The sequence below is a fragment of the Pelomonas parva genome, assembly GCF_043555835.1.
GTDB lineage: Bacteria > Pseudomonadota > Gammaproteobacteria > Burkholderiales > Burkholderiaceae_C > Pelomonas > Pelomonas parva.
In genome coordinates this window covers 119,428-135,153 of the sequence record NZ_JBIGHV010000003.1, presented here as the reverse complement: position 1 = coordinate 135,153, position 15,726 = coordinate 119,428, and the positions used below count along the sequence as shown (strand labels likewise).

The 15,726-nt window shown below is 67.6% G+C and carries 16 protein-coding genes; 11 read left to right on the top strand and 5 right to left on the bottom strand.

Annotated elements, in window-relative coordinates:
• Window positions 1-14: 14 nt before the first annotated feature.
• Both ubiG and ACG00Y_RS08225 read right to left on the bottom strand, forming a co-directional pair.
• Complete coding sequence (ubiG, locus tag ACG00Y_RS08230) at window positions 15-719, bottom strand: bifunctional 2-polyprenyl-6-hydroxyphenol methylase/3-demethylubiquinol 3-O-methyltransferase UbiG (RefSeq protein ID WP_394477716.1); 705 nt, start codon at window positions 717-719, stop codon at window positions 15-17.
• 23 nt (window positions 720-742) lie between these two features.
• On the bottom strand, window positions 743-1,150 hold the full coding sequence (locus ACG00Y_RS08225) for a thiol-disulfide oxidoreductase DCC family protein (RefSeq protein WP_394477715.1): 408 nt from the start codon (window positions 1,148-1,150) through the stop codon (window positions 743-745).
• A gap of 97 nt (window positions 1,151-1,247) precedes the next feature.
• On the opposite strand from ACG00Y_RS08225, the gene ACG00Y_RS08220 reads away from it, so the two are divergent.
• From ACG00Y_RS08220 to ACG00Y_RS08210, 3 genes are all read left to right on the top strand, one after another.
• Window positions 1,248-1,580 carry a metalloregulator ArsR/SmtB family transcription factor gene (locus tag ACG00Y_RS08220; RefSeq protein WP_394477713.1) on the top strand — a complete coding sequence of 111 codons (333 nt, stop codon included), beginning with the start codon at window positions 1,248-1,250 and terminating at the stop codon, window positions 1,578-1,580.
• Window positions 1,581-1,958: 378 nt separating this feature from the next.
• A complete protein-coding gene (locus tag ACG00Y_RS08215; RefSeq protein ID WP_394477711.1) occupies window positions 1,959-3,185 on the top strand; it encodes a hypothetical protein in 1,227 nt (408 codons plus the stop codon).
• Window positions 3,186-3,195: 10 nt separating this feature from the next.
• Window positions 3,196-3,411, top strand: a complete 216-nt coding sequence (locus ACG00Y_RS08210) for a hypothetical protein (protein WP_394477710.1) — start codon at window positions 3,196-3,198, stop codon at window positions 3,409-3,411.
• Between the two features lie 155 nt (window positions 3,412-3,566).
• Here ACG00Y_RS08210 and ACG00Y_RS08205 read toward each other — a convergent pair whose 3' ends face one another.
• The gene (locus ACG00Y_RS08205; protein WP_394477709.1) at window positions 3,567-3,863 is read right to left on the bottom strand and encodes a DUF3892 domain-containing protein; all 297 of its coding nucleotides are present in this window, start codon (window positions 3,861-3,863) and stop codon (window positions 3,567-3,569) included.
• Between the two features lie 369 nt (window positions 3,864-4,232).
• Between ACG00Y_RS08205 and ACG00Y_RS08200 the strand changes: the two genes are divergently transcribed.
• The gene (locus ACG00Y_RS08200; protein ID WP_394477708.1) at window positions 4,233-4,568 is read left to right on the top strand and encodes a hypothetical protein; all 336 of its coding nucleotides are present in this window, start codon (window positions 4,233-4,235) and stop codon (window positions 4,566-4,568) included.
• Window positions 4,565-4,825: a hypothetical protein gene (locus ACG00Y_RS08195; RefSeq protein ID WP_394477706.1), complete on the top strand. Its 261-nt coding sequence runs from the start codon at window positions 4,565-4,567 to the stop codon at window positions 4,823-4,825. The genes ACG00Y_RS08200 and ACG00Y_RS08195 overlap by 4 nt, the downstream gene beginning before the upstream one ends.
• A 125-nt stretch (window positions 4,826-4,950) precedes the next feature.
• Here ACG00Y_RS08195 and ACG00Y_RS08190 read toward each other — a convergent pair whose 3' ends face one another.
• A complete protein-coding gene (locus tag ACG00Y_RS08190) occupies window positions 4,951-5,370 on the bottom strand; it encodes a Fur family transcriptional regulator (protein WP_394477704.1) in 420 nt (139 codons plus the stop codon).
• Window positions 5,371-5,453: 83 nt separating this feature from the next.
• Between ACG00Y_RS08190 and ACG00Y_RS08185 the strand changes: the two genes are divergently transcribed.
• From ACG00Y_RS08185 to ACG00Y_RS08160, 6 genes are all read left to right on the top strand, one after another.
• A complete protein-coding gene (locus tag ACG00Y_RS08185) occupies window positions 5,454-7,577 on the top strand; it encodes a TonB-dependent siderophore receptor (protein ID WP_394477702.1) in 2,124 nt (707 codons plus the stop codon).
• A 2-nt stretch (window positions 7,578-7,579) separates the two neighbouring features.
• Window positions 7,580-8,314 carry an ABC transporter ATP-binding protein gene (locus ACG00Y_RS08180; RefSeq protein WP_394477700.1) on the top strand — a complete coding sequence of 245 codons (735 nt, stop codon included), beginning with the start codon at window positions 7,580-7,582 and terminating at the stop codon, window positions 8,312-8,314.
• Between the two features lie 73 nt (window positions 8,315-8,387).
• The gene (locus ACG00Y_RS08175; RefSeq protein WP_394477698.1) at window positions 8,388-9,815 is read left to right on the top strand and encodes a DUF3526 domain-containing protein; all 1,428 of its coding nucleotides are present in this window, start codon (window positions 8,388-8,390) and stop codon (window positions 9,813-9,815) included.
• Complete coding sequence (locus ACG00Y_RS08170) at window positions 9,812-11,179, top strand: DUF3526 domain-containing protein (protein WP_394477697.1); 1,368 nt, start codon at window positions 9,812-9,814, stop codon at window positions 11,177-11,179. Before ACG00Y_RS08175 ends, ACG00Y_RS08170 begins: the two co-directional genes overlap by 4 nt.
• Window positions 11,180-11,366: 187 nt before the next feature.
• A complete protein-coding gene (locus ACG00Y_RS08165) occupies window positions 11,367-11,906 on the top strand; it encodes a hypothetical protein (RefSeq protein ID WP_394477695.1) in 540 nt (179 codons plus the stop codon).
• A 5-nt stretch (window positions 11,907-11,911) separates the two neighbouring features.
• Window positions 11,912-15,355, top strand: coding sequence for a caspase family protein (locus ACG00Y_RS08160; protein ID WP_394477693.1), 3,444 nt, complete (start codon window positions 11,912-11,914; stop codon window positions 15,353-15,355).
• On the opposite strand, the gene ACG00Y_RS08155 is transcribed toward ACG00Y_RS08160, so the two are convergent.
• Window positions 15,352-15,570: a heavy-metal-associated domain-containing protein gene (locus tag ACG00Y_RS08155; RefSeq protein WP_394477692.1), complete on the bottom strand. Its 219-nt coding sequence runs from the start codon at window positions 15,568-15,570 to the stop codon at window positions 15,352-15,354. The genes ACG00Y_RS08160 and ACG00Y_RS08155 overlap by 4 nt on opposite strands.
• Window positions 15,571-15,726 lie beyond the last annotated feature (156 nt).

Genomic DNA, 15,726 nt, shown 5'->3' with positions numbered 1-15,726 from the left:
GCCGGAGCAATGGCCTAGTCTTTCCTCATCGCGAGCAGGTAATTGACTCCCATCCAGGTGCCTAGCCCAAAGGTCCTGGTGATGGGGTTGTAGCGAAGACCCTTTTCTTCGCGCAGTACCAGCCCGGATGTCGAGGCCATCTCCTTCAGCTCCGCTGGCTTGATGAACTTCGCATAGTCGTGCGTACCGCGCGGAAGTACCTTCAGCACACGTTCGGCGCCGAAGACGGCAACCATCCAGCTCAAGGGTGATCGGTTGATCGTGGAGAAGAACGCCCACCCGCCCGGTTTCAGCAGCTTCGAGCAGGCGGCGACGACCTGTGCCGGATCCGGCACGTGCTCAAGCATCTCCATGCAGGTCACCACGTCGAATGCGCCAGGCATCTCGCGCACAAGCTCCTCTGCCGCGATGTGCCGGTAGGTCACCGAAGCCTTGCTCTTGGCCGCATGGAGCGCCGCGACCTTCAAGCCTTTGTCGGCCAGATCGATGCCCAGCACGTCAGCGCCGCGATGCGCCATCGACTCAGCCAGGATGCCGCCGCCGCAACCGACATCCAGTGTCTGCTTGCCGGCCAGCGACGCCAGGCCATCAATCCATTCGAGACGACGTGGATTGATCGCGTGAAGCGGCCAGAAGTCTGACTCGGGATCCCACCAGCGCGAAGCGAGCGCCTGAAACTTGTCGAGCTCAGCGGCGTCGAAGTTGGTATGCGTAGCCATCGAATCTTCCTCGTCTGAGTGGATCACCAGTGACCCTGGCGGCGGTTCCAGCGGTACAGCTCGCGGGCGAACGCGATGTAGGCCCAAGAGGTCAACGTGCGCAGGCCGGGCCAGTTCAACGGCTTGAGCAACCAGCTCCAGCGCGACTGCAGTGACCACGTTGTGAGCAGCGCAGGCGCGCCGACCTGCAGGTGCCCGCTCGGGTCAACCAGGTGCAAGCGCTCCCGGACGTCCTCCAGATCGAGCCCCAGCGGAGCAAGACGCTCCGGATTGCGATGAACGTCCACCCATTCGACGTCACCCTCAGCGATGCGAGCGCGCATCGCGCACACGCCAGCGTCGCAAACCGGGCAGGCGCTGTTGTAGTAAACGACGTGAGGACCGGTCGCCGGTTCAGCGGGCTGCGCGGGTGCGGGCGAGATGTCGGACACATGGGCTCCCAAAGGCTGACCCATTGTGCATCGGAATTAGCTAAGTAGCTAAATAAGCAATTAGCGAGAAGGGAAATTAAGTTGCTAGGATCCCGTCATGGAAAAGATCTTTGAAGCGCTCGCCTCCACACCCCGGCGCAAGATCCTCGCGTACCTGTCCGAGACCGAACTCTCGGCCGGCGACATCGCGAGCCGCTTCGACATGACGAAGCCGTCCTTGTCCAAGCACCTGAAGATCCTGGAAGCGGCCGGACTGGTCAGGGCGGACAAGCGCGGGCAATTCGTCTTCTACAGCCTGCAGAAGGACAGCCTCACCAACACCTTGACGAGCTTCGTCCAGCAGGTCTGCCCGGTTTCTACGAAGCTCCGCAAGGAGAGCAAGGCGATCGCGACGGCCAAAACTTCGCAACGTGGAAGCGGCAACGCATAGGCACGTGAACGGCTGCTCGGGGCGAACGTCCTCTCGATGCCGATTGGCGCAGGCTCGTTCGTCCGGTGGCGCCTGGTGTTTTGCTTCGGCCGAACTCTGAGGAACAACAGCCTTCACTGGAAGGCGACCCGCCCTGCGCCACGCCGCGTACCCTTGGCTGGGTCGGCTGCGGTCCGCGAATTGTTTGAGCGACAGGACCCGGTAGCGGCGTTGCTCCGCGTAGCCGTACAAGTGCGGTGACTACCGTAGATACCCGGCTTTTGCGAGCTACGGTGCGGACACACACTCCTGCCCCATAAGACAGAGGGAGCGGCAATCATGACATGCGAGGTAGCGGTCGCAAACCGACTGGCGATAGCACTAGCTGCCGACAGTGCAGTGACCTTCACGGAGCCGGGTAAGACGACCTACGCCTCCGGCGCCAACAAGATTTTTCAGCTCGCGGGCGACGCCCCGGTCGCCGTGATGATCAACAACAGCAGTTCCCTGGGCGGCGTGCCTTGGGAGCTCATCATTAAGGTGTACCGAGGAAAGCTGGGCAAGGGCACGTTCCCGACCCTACAGGGCTATTGGGACAACTTCCTCACCTTCCTAAACGATCCTGCACACGGGCTACTCCCAGCCGTGCTGCGTGAGACCAACGGCAAGCGCACCATCGCGTTGGCGGCCGTGCAAGTAGTAAAGGAAGTCACATCTGCCGACCGCAGCCTTGCTGATCGTGCAACGCCGGCTCCAGCACTAGCCGCCGGCTGGGCAACGGGTCTAGCCGACCTGGTTGCAGCGCACCTGACCCCTATAGCTGTGTTCAACGGCCTCAACCCTGCCGACCAGGCCCCGCTTTTGACAGATCATCTGGCCGCTCTCACAACGTCGGTAGATGAGTATCTCGCCCAGGAATGGCCGCATCTGGTGCCGCACATCCAGATGCCAGCGCTCTTGGCGGCGGCAGCAGACCTTGCGTTCAAACGGCCCGACCTCATCCTCGCCAGCACCGGCATCGTGATCGCGGGGTTCGGAGACGACGACTACCTGCCTAGCTATTTCAGCAAAGAGGTGTTCGGCTTCGTCGGCGACCTCATTGCCTGGAAAGATGACAAGCAGGGAAACGTCGATTACACGACTAAGCGATCACTTATCGAGGCTTTCGCTAAGGCGGACATGGTGGAGACTTTCAGCCAAGGCGCGAGCCCGGAGGTCTGGAGCGCGGTCGAGCAGGCCTTTGAGACTCATGCGGCCGCCGTTGCAGAGGCGGCGTGCCGGGCGGCCGGTGTAGCGGCGCCCGACCTGACGCAGATCGCGGCTGAGGTCCAAGCCAGAGCGGGGGCCTTCAGAGCCGAATGGACCGATGCGACCTTCCGCGCTCACTACGTACCGCTGTGGTCTTCGGTCGCAAGTCTCAACGTCGAAGAGCTGGCAGAGTTGGCCGAAACCTTGGTCTTGCTAGAATCGTTGAAGGAAAAAGTTACATCTAGAACACAGTCCGTGGGCGGTCCAATCGACGTAGCTGTGATCACCAAGTCTGAGGGGCTTGTCTGGATCAAGCGGAAGTTGTATTTTGATCCTGCGATCAATCAGCGATATTTGAACCGCCTACAGCGAAACTGAAGAGGCAACCATGGCAAAACTTGTTGACCGTTCTTCGCCCCATCGTCATCTTGTCCCTTCTGCCTCCCTGAAGTCGGACTACGAGGCTTCCGTGCAAGCTCGGCGGACCGCCAGCACCAAGGTCGGCAGTCTGTCTCGGGAGCAGGCACAGAGCTATCTGAATCAGCGTCGCACCTTCGAATCCAAGGAAGATGACCTCACTTTGGCGCTGGCCGCCGCTCGCTGATTGCAAATCTGTACGATGAAGCCCGCGTCGAGCGGGCTTTTTTCTGGCCGACTGGCAAACATGGCTTACCTACCGCGTTGCCGTCGCCCGCGCGCAATTAATGCGCGAAAAAGGGGCCTCTGTGAGGCCCCTTGCACGCTTGTAGATTGCGCGGTTTAGGCCGCAGCGCTCCAGGGGCATGAGGTCAGCGACAGCAAGTTGTCGTTCCAGACGCCGTCAGCGTATGTGCGCAGGTATGGCGCGTGGTTGCTGGGGCGTACCACACCGACATCCGCGCGCTTACCCGATGCGGGATCGGTCACGAAGAAGGTATTGGTCTTGGTGTCAATGCTGTTGACGACCTGAGCCACGGTCCACATCCAATTGCCGGCGGGGTTGCCGACGTGAGTGATGTGGTCGTGACCGCCCTGCTGATGCGGTTTCAAGATACAGGTGATTCGAACGTCAGCCATTGGCCGGTTCTCCTAGTTACTAACACTAGACCACCGTGAAATCCCGACCGTGTAGCATCAAGCTTCCACACATGATCTTCGGATCGAGCCCCGGGTGGTCAACTTGGGGGCAGACGGCCAAGCGCGCAAGCTCTTGGCCGTTTTGCATTCCTGCTAACAAGAATAGCAGGAAAACTAAATGTGGTGCATCGGCCTCCGTCTGACACTACATATAGTGCTTTATCCAGTTCTTACAACGGGTTGTGAACTGCTTATCAACAGACTTATCAACATATTGCTGGGATGCTGTCGGGCTTAATGCTGGGGGTCGGTGAGGTTGTGTAGGGACCAGGCTCATCTGGTGAGCCTAGTCGGACTCACGATAGAGGCATGACTGAAGTTCTAGACGGGCGCGCGTCGCCACGACATGCGCCGACTGACAGCGGCGTACTGGCCCGGGTGCCTGGCCAGTACATCGCACAGGCCAGCAAATCCCTGCCGGACCCCGCCTGTGCGCTCGACGATGAAATGACCGTCGAGATCGACGCCGAGCGGGTGGGGCGCGTGCGCCTGACGTTCAGGAGGCAGCGCTACAACAGACCCCTGGGCAAGGTCTCCTATTTCTCCTGGCTCTGCCGACACGCCGAAAACGTCGCTGACCCATCGACACAAGATCTCCCCGGTTCGCGGCATATCCTCAAATGCCCGTCCGAGACTTCACCATGAACGCGCCGTTGTTGCCTCAGATCCTGCTTCGGCAAGACCCCTCGCCGCAGGCTGACCTGGACCTTGCGACTGAAGGCGTGCTGCGCTACGTGTGGAGTAGCGAGTGGGGCGACATGCTCATCGAAGCGCGGGATGGCGTGGTCTACGTCAACGGTCGGCGCGTCGATGCGGCTCCCGCGTCGGCCAGTGCCGCGTCCTATGGTGGCCGCGTCGCCGGTGCCGAAAGTTCAAAGTTGAGTGAAACAAAAAACCGATAGTTCAGACTTGAGTGAGACACGGGTTCAAAACCTGTTGACCCGTCCGGAGCCAAGTGGTTGATCAGCGCCGGTTTTCAGTTCTGGGTTGAACGCAAACCGACAGGGTGTCTGCTACCCCGCCACCCTCAATGCCCGTGCGCCCTGGCCGGCTTGCGTGCGCTGGCGGGCCGCTTGGGGTCGCTGCAGTCGGCGCAGCGCCCATACAGCGTCAGCTCGTGGCGCTCCACCACGAAGCCCTGGGGCGCCAGGCCCGCCAGGTTGCCGGGGCAGGCGTGCACCTCGAACACCCGCTGGCAGCTCTCGCACTGGAAATGGTGGTGGTGGCCGGCGCCGGCGATCTCGTAGCGCGCCACTTCGCCGGGCAGCGTCACGGTGAGCAGCTCGCCCTCTTCCACCAGCGTGCGCAGGTTGCGGTAGACCGTCGCGAGGCTCAGGCCGGGCACCGCAACTTCGGCCGCCTGCAGGATCTCCTGCGGCAGCAACGGACGCGCCGCTTCGGCGATGGCTTGACGGATGGCCGTGCGCTGGCGGGTGTTTCTTTCCATGGCGCAGATTAGACCCGGTCTTTAATGCAAATGCATTCGCATTAGAATTAGCGACTGATCCGCAGACCCACACGCGCCGTCCCATGACCCACCGCCCCGTTCCCCATCTGATCGCCCTTGCCGTTGCCGCACTGGGCAGCCCAAGCGCCCAAGCCCAGGCGGCCAACGACGCCGCCACGCTGCCCGCCGTCGAGGTGGTGGGCCGCACCGCCTCCGGCGCGTACCACGCGGGTGATGCCTCCGGCGCGAAGACTGAGCTGCGGTTGCGTGAGCTGCCGCAGTCCGTGCGCGTCATGACCCGCCAGGCCATAGCCGACCTGGGCGCCACCAAGCTGGACGACGTGCTGGACTACGTGGGAGGTGTCTCGCGCCAGAACAACTTCGGCGGCCTGTGGGACAACATCGCCGTGCGCGGCCTGGCCGGCAACGAGAACACCGGCATGGCCACGCTGCTGAACGGCTTCTCGTCCAACCGCGGCTTCAATGCGCCGCGCGACCTGGCCGGCGTCGAGCGCATCGAGTTCCTCAAGGGCCCGGCCGCCGCGCTGTACGGCAGCAGCGAGCCCGGCGGCACGCTGAACATCGTCTCCAAGCGCCCGCTGTGGCAGGCCGGCCATGCGCTGGAGGTCTACGCCGGCAGCCACGACCTGAAGCGCGCCGCGCTGGACAGCACCGGCCCAATCGGCCAGACGCTGGCCTACCGGCTCAACGTCGCCATCGAGGACCGCGACAGCTTCCGCGACCAGGTGCATGCCCGCCGCGAAGTGGTCGCGCCGGCCTTCAGCTGGAAGCTGGGCGCCGACACGACGCTGGACTACAGCGGCGAGATGCTGCGTCACCGCACGCCGCTGGACCGCGGCGTCGTCGCCACGGCCGACGGCCGGCTGGGCGTCATCCCGCGCGAGCGCTTTCTCGGCGAGCCGGCCGATGGCGACGTGACGGTGGACAACCGCACGCACCAGCTCATGCTGTCCCACGACTGGGGCGACAACTGGCGTGGCCGCCTGGGCCTGTCGCATCGCGAGACCGGCATCCACGGCTTCTCCACCGAACCGACCGCGCTGCGGGCCGACAACACGCTGACACGCCAGCGGCGCTTGCGCGACTACGACTCCGACGACACCGCGCTGCAGGCCGAGCTGCAGGGCCGCGTGCGCACCGGCGCGGTCGTCCACGAGCTGCTGCTGGGCGCCGAGAGCTTCCGCTTCGACATGGACACGGTGATGCTGCGCGTCAACCCCAGCGCCACCAGCCCCTACGCGATCGACATCTACCAGCCGGTCTACGGCCAGGCCCAGCCCACGCCGGCGCCCAACACCGACACGCTGGAGCAGCAGCGCGCCACCGCCTTCTATGCGCAGGACGCCATCACGCTGGCGCCGCAGTGGCGCTTGCTGGCGGGCGTGCGCGTCGACCGCCACCGCCAATCGCTGCTGAACCGCCGCACCGGCGTCACGACTCGGCAGGACCCTTCGGCCACGTCACCGCGCATCGGCATCAGCTGGCTGCCGACCTCGCATTGGACGGTCTACGCCAGCGCCGGCAAGTCCTTCCGCCCAAACGTCGGCACCGACTTCGGCGGCCAGGCCTTCGCGCCAGAGAGCGGCCGCGCGCTGGAGCTGGGCGCCAAGTGGGAGAGCCCCGGCCAGCGCATGGGCCTGACGGCGGCGCTGTTCGACATCCGCAAGCGCAACGTGCTGACCGCCGACCCGGCAGCCCAGACGGACCCCGCCCGGACCGGCTACTCCGTTGCCGCCGGCGAGGTGGGCAGCCGCGGGCTGGAGCTGGACTTCGCAGGCCAGGTCAGCACGTCCTGGCGCGTCAACGCCAGCCTGGTCTACAACGACGTGGCGGTCCGCCGCGACAGCACGCTGCTCACCGGCACCCGGCTGCTGAACGTGCCCAGGGTCAATGGCAGCCTGCTGGCCGTGTACGAAGGCGCCTTCGCCAACGGCCAGCGCTACGGCCTGGGCGGCGGTGTCACGCATGTCGGCGCGCGCCTGGGCCAGACGGCCACCGCCTTCGAGCTGCCCGCTTACACCACCGCCAAGCTGGTGGCTCACTGGCGCATCAGCCCCGCGCTGCGCGCGACGCTGGACGTCGACAACCTGTTCGACGCCACCCACTACACCAGCTCCTACAGCCGGGTGTGGGTCACGCCGGGCGCCTCGCGCACGGTGACCCTCGGCCTGCAAACCAAGTTCTGACGATGACCATCACCTCCTCTCCGCTGCTGGACATCGCTGACGCCGTGGTCGGCTACGGCGACCGCGACGTGCTGCAAGGCCTGACCCTGTGCGTTGCCCCCGGCGAGATCTACGCGCTGCTGGGCGCCAACGGCGCCGGCAAGACCACCACCATCAGCCTGCTGCTGGGTTTCGTGCAGGCCCGTGCCGGCCGCGTGCGCGTGGGCGGCATCGACCCTGCCGCCGACGCCGCCGGCGTGCGCCGTCAGATCGCCTACATCCCCGAGAACGTCGCGCTGTACGAGCACCTGAGCGCCCGCGAGAACCTGGCCTACCTGCTGGACCTGGCCGGCCAGCCGGCCAGCGACGCCGCCATCCGCGAGGCGCTGAACGCGGCCGGGCTTGACGCCGCCGCCCACGACCGCCGCGTGGCTGGCTTCTCCAAGGGCATGCGCCAGAAGGTGGCCATCGCGCTGGCACTGGCCCGCCATGTGCCGGCGCTGCTGCTGGACGAGCCCACCTCCGGCCTGGACCCGCAGGCCAGCGCCGAGTTCAGCCGCCTGCTGGGCCAGCTGCGCGCGCGCGGCGTGGCCGTGCTGATGGTCACGCACGACCTGCTGGGCGCGGCCGACGTGGCCGACCGCATCGGCTTCCTGCTGGCCGGGCGCATGGTCGAGGAAGTGGCAGCCCACGGGCCAGAGCGCTTCGACGTGCGCGCGCTGCACCGCCACTACGCGGCTGCCGAGGTCGCCGCATGAGCGCCACGCCGGGCCGCCCCAAGCAAGCTCGCTCCCGCTTGGCGGGACAGGCCGCAGGCCGAAGGGTGCACCAGTGAGCGCGGTGCGCCGCATCGCGCGGGAGGAATGGCGGCTGATGCGCCGCGACCGCGTCGCCATGCTGGGCCTGGCGCTGCTGCTGCTGCTGGGCACGGTGGCCGCCTTCACCGCCTGGGACCAGCGCCGCGCCGCCCAGGCCGACCGCCAGCGCCACCAGGCCCAGGTGGACCACGAGTTCGACGCCCAGCCCGACCGCCACCCGCACCGCATGGTGCATTACGGCCACTTCGTGTTCCGGCCGCTGAATGCGCTGGCGGCCTTCGACGCTGGCATCGACCCCTTCACCGGCCACACGCTGTTCCTCGAAGGCCACCGCCAGAACAGCGCCAACTTCGGCGACGTGCGCCAGTCCTCGCTGCTGCTGCGCTTCGGCCAGCTGACGCCGGCCTTCGTGCTGCAGGTGCTGGCGCCGCTGCTGCTGGTGTTCATCGGCCATGCGGCCGTCGCCCGCGAGCGCGAGAGCGGCCTGCTGCGCGTGCTGATGGCGCAGGGCCTGCGCCCCGGCCAGCTGGTGGCCGGCAAACTGCTGGCGCTGGCGGGGGTGGCGGCGCTGATGTTGCTGCCGGCCGGTGTGGCGCTGGCCGCCATCGCAGCGGACAACCCGGCCAGCGCGCCGCTGGCGCTGGCGGTCGCGCTGGCCTATGCGGCGTGGCTGGCGCTGTGGGCGCTGGGCGTGGTGCTGGTGTCCGCACTGGCACGTCACGGGCGCGACGCGCTGCTGGCGCTGCTGGCCGTCTGGACCGTCGGCGTGGTGCTGCTGCCGCGCTTGGCGCCTGAGCTGGCCACGGCGGCCCGGCCGCTGCCCACGCGCCTGGAGACCGACATCGCCGTCGCGCGCGACCTGGCCGCGCTGGGCGACAGCCACAACCCCGACAACCCCCACTTCAGCCAGTTCCGCCGCCAGGTGCTGGCGCAATATGGCGTCTCGCGCGTGGAAGACCTGCCGGTCAACTACAAGGGCCTGGTGGGCATGGAGGGCGAGCGCCTGACCAGCGCGCTGTTCGAACGCTACGGCCGCGAGAGCTTCGCGCGCCAGCAGGCGCAGCTGCAGCAGGTGGCGCTGTTCTCGGCGCTGAGCCCGGTCATCGCGCTGCGCCGCCTGTCCATGGGCGCGGCGGGTACCGACCTGCCCAGCTACCAGCGCTTCCTGGACCAGGCCGAGCAGCACCGCTACGCCATGGTGCAGGCGCTCAACCGCCTGCAGGCCCAGCAGCTGAGCTGGGCCACCGACCGCAACAGCCGCGAGAGCCGCATCAGCAAGGACCACTGGCACGGGCTGGCGGCCTTCCGCTTCCAGCCCGAGCCGGCCGCTGCCACGCTGCAGCGCATCGTCCCGATGGCGGGCGTGCTGGCGGCCTGGCTGCTGGCCCTGGGCGCCGCGTTGGTCTGGGCCAGCCGGCGCCTGCAGGGAGCGACGCGATGAGCGCGCTGCGCTTTGAATGGCGGCTGCTGAGCCGCTCCCGCTGGGCCATGGCGGCGCTGCTGCTGTTGCTCGCGCTGTCCACCGTGGCTGTTGTCAGCGGCCTGCGCGAGGTGCAGCGCCAGCAAGACACCATCGCCCGCGTCGCCGAGCTGCAGCGCGAGGAGCTGGCCCGCCAGGCGCCCAAGCTGACGCGCAATGGCGACGCCGGCACGGTGGGCTACTACGCCTTCCTGGGCACCTGGGACGAGCCCACACCGGCCGCCTTCCTTGCTTTGGGCCTGCGCGACGCCACGCCCTATGTGCTGCGCGTGCGGGCGCTGGCGCTGCAGACCCAACTGCACGAGGGCGAGACCTACAACCCCGAGCTGGCGCTGGCCGGCCGCTTCGACCTGGCCTTCGTTGCGGTCTACCTGTTGCCGCTGTTCCTCATTGCGCTGCTGTACGACCTGGTCAGCAGCGAGCGCCAGTCCGGCCGGCTGGCCACGCTGCTGGCGCTGCCCGGCGCCGGCCGCGCGCTGTGGCTGCGGCGCGCCGGGCTGCGGGCGGGACTGGCGGCGCTGTGTGTGCTGCTGCCCGTGCTGGCAGGCGGCGTGGTCAGCGGCATGCCGGTCGCCGCGCTGGCGGCCGTCATGCTGGCGCTGCTGGCCTACATCGCCTGCTGGACCGGCCTGGCCCTGCTGGTAGGCCTGCGCGGCGGCAGCTCGGTGGCCAACGCGACGGCGCTGATGGGCGGCTGGGCCCTGCTGACGCTGGTGCTGCCCACGCTGGGCGGCGCGGTGCTGAGCCGTGCCGTGCCGGTGCAGCAGGGGGTGGACCTGATGCTGGCCCAACGCCAGGCCGTGCACGGCGCGTGGGACATCTCCCGCGAGGACACGCTGGCGCGCTTCTACCAAAGCCATCCGCAGTGGCAGCACACCGCGCCCTTGCCGGCCGGCTTCCACTGGAAGTGGTACTACGCCTTCCAGCAACTGGGCGACGAGCGCGTGGCGCCGCAGGTGGCCGCCTACCGTGCGGCGCTGCTGGCCCGCCAGCAGGCGACCGAGGGGCTGGGCTTCGCGCTGCCCGGCGTGGGCCTGCAGGCCGTGCTGCATCGCGTGGCCGGCACCGACCTGCTGGCCCAGCTGGCCTACCAGGACGCCATCACCGCCTTCCACAGGCGGCTGCGCCACCAGCTCTACCCCTACCTGTTCGAGGAGCGCAAGTTCGAGGCTGCGGACTTCGCGCGCCTGCCGCGCTTCGAGCCGCCCGCGCCGGCTGTCGACATCCCGCTGGCCCCGCTGGCGGCCCTGGCCGCGGTGGCTGCCCTGCTGCTGGGCCTGGCGGCGCGCGCCGCCGGCCGTGTGGCGCGTGACCGGCGGTGCTGACATGCCAGGCGCCACGGCCGGCGCCCAGGCATACCCGACCCAGCGGGTCGCCGCTTCGGCGCTATCCTCGCTCGGGGCAATCAACACCTGACCCCATGCGCCGGCCGCCCGGGGCGGCGCCCGGCACACGATGAAGGCTCGGCGTGGTCCGGCCGGGGTTTCTTCAGCTCGACGGGGGACTGGTGACGTGAAAAAGATGCTGCGGCGCGCCGCCCTGCTTGCACTGGCGCTTGGCCTGGCCGGCAGCGCCCTGGCGGCGGATGCCGACACCCAGCCCGCGCTGCGCCAGCACGCCAAGTCGGTGTTTGCCAGCGTCACGCTGGAAACGCCGCCCGCCGTGGGCAGCGTGCAGGTGATGACCGAGACCAAGCTGCCGGAATGGACCCACAACATCCAGCAGGCCATCCAGAAGTCCGGGGTCTTCGCCGAGCTGTACTCGGAGCCGGGGGCCGACTACACGCTGAAGGTAGTCATCAGGAAAGTGCCCGTGATGGAGGGCTGGCACTTCAACATCTTCTCCGCCATGACGCTGGAGATGGAGGCCGAGTGGACGCTGGTAGCCACGTTGACGGACGCAGTGGTCATGAAGCAGCTCATCAAGACAGTGCATTCGGACGGCGCCAGCGCCTGGAACGCCGTCGAGAAGCACCAGATCACCAACCGCGGCCTGATTGCCAAGCACATCGCCGAAGGCCTGTCGGCGCTGTCGCAGCTGAAGCTGGAGTGAAGGCCATGCGCGTGCTGGCCTGCATCCTGGCGCTGGCCTTGCTGCCGGCGCGCGCGCTGGCGCAGCAGGAGGTGGAGGTCTTCGTGCAGAAGGGCCACTCCGGCCTGGTGCAGGCCGTCGCCATCAGCCAGGATGGCGCCTACGCGCTGACCGGCGGCAGCGAGAAGAAGCTGGTCTATTGGCGCCTGCGCGATCGCCGTGAGATCCGCTCGTGGGACCGGCATGCCGGCGGCATCGACGCGGTGGCCATCAGCCCGGACGGGCAGCTGGCGCTGTCGGCCAGCAACACCATGGTCCAGGTGTGGAACCTCGCGACCGGCAAGGCCTTGCAGACCTTGCCCGGCCTGGGTTCGGTCAGCTCGATAGCCTTCAGCCCGGATGGGCAGCAGGTGCTGCTGGGCCACCGGGCGGGCGCGCTGACGCTGCTTGCCGTGCCCGGCTGGCGCCCGGCCTTGCAGTTCGACACGAAGAGCGGCGGCGTCTGGGCCGTGGCCTACAGCCCCGACGGCAAGCGGGTCGCCTCGGGGCACAGCGACGCGACGATCAAGCTCTGGGACAGCGCGACCGGCGAGCTGGTGCGCACGTTGTCGGGCCACAAGGGCCGCGTCGCCAGCCTGGCCTTCACGCCGGATGGGCAGCGGCTGGTCTCGGGCGCGGCGGACAAGACGGTGCGCACCTGGCAGGTCGCGACCGGCCAGGGCCTGCGCAGCTGGGTGGCCCATGACAACCGCCTGACCGCCGTGGCGCTGAGCCCCGACGGCCGGCACATCGCGTCGGCCAGCATGGCCAACACGCAGGTGCGCATCTGGGACATCGACACGGGCGCCGAGGTGCGTTCGTTCGACGGCGGCCAGCAGCGGCTGTATTCCGTCGAAGGCCGCAACCTGGTCGCCGCCATGGCCTATGCGCCGGATGGCCGGACCCTGCTCGCCGCCAGCATGGGCGCCACCAGCATCTGGGACATCGCGAGCGGCCAGGCGGTGGGCTCGCTGTCGGGCGCGGCGCCGGGCAGCTCGGCCTTGGCGCGCAGCCCGGACGGCAAGCTCGCGCTGAACGCGGCCTGGAGCTTCTCGGAGCGGCCCTCGTTCCACCTGTGGTCGCTGGAGACCGGCAGAGGCCTGCGCGCCTACCAGGGCCATGAGCACCCGATCAACGCGGTCGCCTTCAGCCCCGACGGCCAGCGCATGCTGACCGCCAGCGACGACAAGACGCTCAAGACCTGGGACTTCAACACCGGCGCCGAGCTAAAGACCTTTGCCGGCCACACGGCCGTGGTGCTCAACGCGGCCTTCAGCCCGGACGGCAGCCGGGTCATCTCCACGTCGCGCCAGAAGGGCGAGGGCAGCGTCAAGCTGTGGGATGCCGCTTCCGGCGCGCCGCTGCTCGACTTCCGAGGCAAGTACATCGCGGACGGATCGAGCCCGGTGGCCTTCCTGCCCAATGGCCGCCAGGCGATTGCCGCAGCGCAGTTCATGCAGGACTTCGACCACGCACCCGGCAACTACAAGGACATGGCGGGCAACGACGTCACGGCCACCATGCGGCGGCACTCGCTGAACCTGTTCGACGTCGGCAGCGGTGCAGTCGCCAGCACCTTCTATGCGGCCCGCTCGGTGAGCGGCTATCTCTTCGACATCAAGACCGGTCACGGCGGCGCGGTCACGGCGGCCGCCATCAGCCCTGACGGGCAGTTCGCGCTGACCGGGGCGCTGCGCTCCGGCATCCCGAATGACAGGAACATCCGGCTCTGGGATGTCCGCTCGGGCAAGGAGGTCCGCGGGTTCGACGGCCATGCCGGCTACGTGACGTCGCTCGCCTTCAGCCCGGACGGCCGCACCGCCGTGTCCAGCGAGGGCTACCAGAACGGCGTCAGCGAGCTGCTGATCAAGCACTGGGACATCGCCTCGGGCCGCCAGATCGGCAAGTTCTCGGGCCACACGGACAGCATCAGCGCCGTGATGTTCAACCGCGCCGGCACCCAGGTCGTGTCCGCCGGCATGGACGCCACCAGCCGGGTGTGGGATGTGGCCAGCGGCGCGGAGCTGGTGCAGCACATCCGCTTCAACGACGGCGAATGGATTTCACTGACGCCCAGCGGCTACTTCGCGACCTCGTCCCTCAAGGCAGCGAAGAACGTCAACATCCGCATCGGCATGGCGGTCTACGGCATCGACCAGTTCTACGACCTGTTCTACCGGCCCGACATCGTCGAGGCCACGCTGGCCGGCAAGGATGTGTCGTCGCTGGTGGCGATCTCCATCCAGGACGCCGTCAAGCATGCGCCGCCCGTGGTGGAGCGCGTGCAGGCGCCCGGGCCGGGGGAGGCCGGCAGTGTCCGCGTCGCCTACCGCGTCAAGGCTGGTGGCGGTGGCATTGGCGATGTGCGGGTGTTCCACAACGGCAAGCTCGTCAAGTCGGACGGCGTCTCGCGCAGCATGCCCGAGCGCACCCTCGTCAAGAGCGTCGCGCAGATCAACCCGGACGAGATGCTGGCGCAGATGCGCAGCCTGAAGCAGGGCTCCACCGACAGCGCACCGGCGGGCGCGGTGCTGACCCAGGCGCGCAACGCCGAGCTGGTCGAGTCCTTTGCCGACATCGACCCCGTGCCGGGCGTGAACGACATCGAGGTCGTGGCCTTCAATGCGCAGAACTCCATCCAGTCCGAGGGCGTGTCCACCACCTACACGTCCACCCAGCGCCCGGTGGCGCCGCGCCTGCACATCCTGGCGATCGGCATCGACGAGTACAAGGACAAGTCGGCCCGGCTGAACTTTGCCGCCAAGGATTCGCGCGATGTCTCGGCCAGATGGCAGGCCCAGGCCGCCGGCATCTACGGGCCCGAGAACATCACGGTGGAGACCCTGGCCAATGCGCAGGCCAGCCGCCAGGGCATCCTCGACAAGATCGACGGCATCGCCGCGCGCGCCAGGTCGACCGACCACTTCCTGCTGTTCGTCGCCGGCCACGGCGTGCTGCTGGGCGACCAGTACTACATGGTCACCAGCGACTACGACGGCGGCCTCAACCCCGCCAGCATGATCAGCGCCAACGAGATCATCGAGTTCTCCAAGCGCATCAAGGCGCTGACGCAGCTGTATGTGCTGGACACCTGCCACGCCGGTGGCATGGGCGGCGTCGTCAGCGGGCTGTACGACGCGCGGGTCAGCGTGATGGCCAAGCGCATGGGCCTGCACATCTTTGCCTCGGCCAGCTCCACGGAAGAGGCGCTGGACGGCTATGAAGGCAACGGCCTGTTCACGCACACGCTGCTCAACGGCCTGAACAACAACAGCAAGCCCGACCTGAACGTCGACCGCGTCGTCAGCATGTTCGAGCTGGGCAAGTACGCCAGGGACGCGACCAAGGCGATCGCGCAACGGGTGAAGCATGCGCAGGAGCCGCTGATCATCAACTTCGGCCAGGACACGCCGGTCTATCGGCTGCCTTAGGCGGCTGGAGTCGGCGGCAGCGGCATGGCGCTGTAGCCGGCGTCCCTGATGGCGTCGGCCAGTTCCTCGGCGTCGGCCGAGGCCGATTCGACCTGCACGCGGTGGCTGGCCAGGTCGATGTGCACCTTGGCTGCTGGGTCAGCAGCCTTCAGCGCCTTGGTGATGGCGCTGACGCAGTGACCGCAGGTCATGTCGTTGATTTCGAAGGTAAGCATGGTGTCGTCCTGAGGACTGAGTGGATTGGTGGGGGTACTTTCAGGCCTTCCACAGTGGGAAGGTCAACACCGCAGGCGCAGAATCCACGCAATTCTTGTGGGATTTCCGCAAGGACCCTTGACCTTGCCAGCGTTGGAACCTTGACGATGCCGAGA

Excerpts from the sequence above, each read along its gene's own strand:
- ubiG (WP_394477716.1), bottom strand. The coding sequence starts at position 719 with ATGGCTACGCATACCAACTTCGACGCCGCTGAGCTCGACAAGTTTCAG.
- ACG00Y_RS08220 (WP_394477713.1), top strand. The coding sequence starts at position 1,248 with ATGGAAAAGATCTTTGAAGCGCTCGCCTCCACACCCCGGCGCAAGATC.
- ACG00Y_RS08210 (WP_394477710.1), top strand. The coding sequence starts at position 3,196 with ATGGCAAAACTTGTTGACCGTTCTTCGCCCCATCGTCATCTTGTCCCT.
- ACG00Y_RS08205 (WP_394477709.1), bottom strand. The coding sequence starts at position 3,863 with ATGGCTGACGTTCGAATCACCTGTATCTTGAAACCGCATCAGCAGGGC.
- ACG00Y_RS08200 (WP_394477708.1), top strand. The coding sequence starts at position 4,233 with ATGACTGAAGTTCTAGACGGGCGCGCGTCGCCACGACATGCGCCGACT.
- ACG00Y_RS08195 (WP_394477706.1), top strand. The coding sequence starts at position 4,565 with ATGAACGCGCCGTTGTTGCCTCAGATCCTGCTTCGGCAAGACCCCTCG.
- ACG00Y_RS08190 (WP_394477704.1), bottom strand. The coding sequence starts at position 5,370 with ATGGAAAGAAACACCCGCCAGCGCACGGCCATCCGTCAAGCCATCGCC.
- ACG00Y_RS08185 (WP_394477702.1), top strand. The coding sequence starts at position 5,454 with ATGACCCACCGCCCCGTTCCCCATCTGATCGCCCTTGCCGTTGCCGCA.
- ACG00Y_RS08180 (WP_394477700.1), top strand. The coding sequence starts at position 7,580 with ATGACCATCACCTCCTCTCCGCTGCTGGACATCGCTGACGCCGTGGTC.
- ACG00Y_RS08170 (WP_394477697.1), top strand. The coding sequence starts at position 9,812 with ATGAGCGCGCTGCGCTTTGAATGGCGGCTGCTGAGCCGCTCCCGCTGG.
- ACG00Y_RS08160 (WP_394477693.1), top strand. The coding sequence starts at position 11,912 with ATGCGCGTGCTGGCCTGCATCCTGGCGCTGGCCTTGCTGCCGGCGCGC.
- ACG00Y_RS08155 (WP_394477692.1), bottom strand. The coding sequence starts at position 15,570 with ATGCTTACCTTCGAAATCAACGACATGACCTGCGGTCACTGCGTCAGC.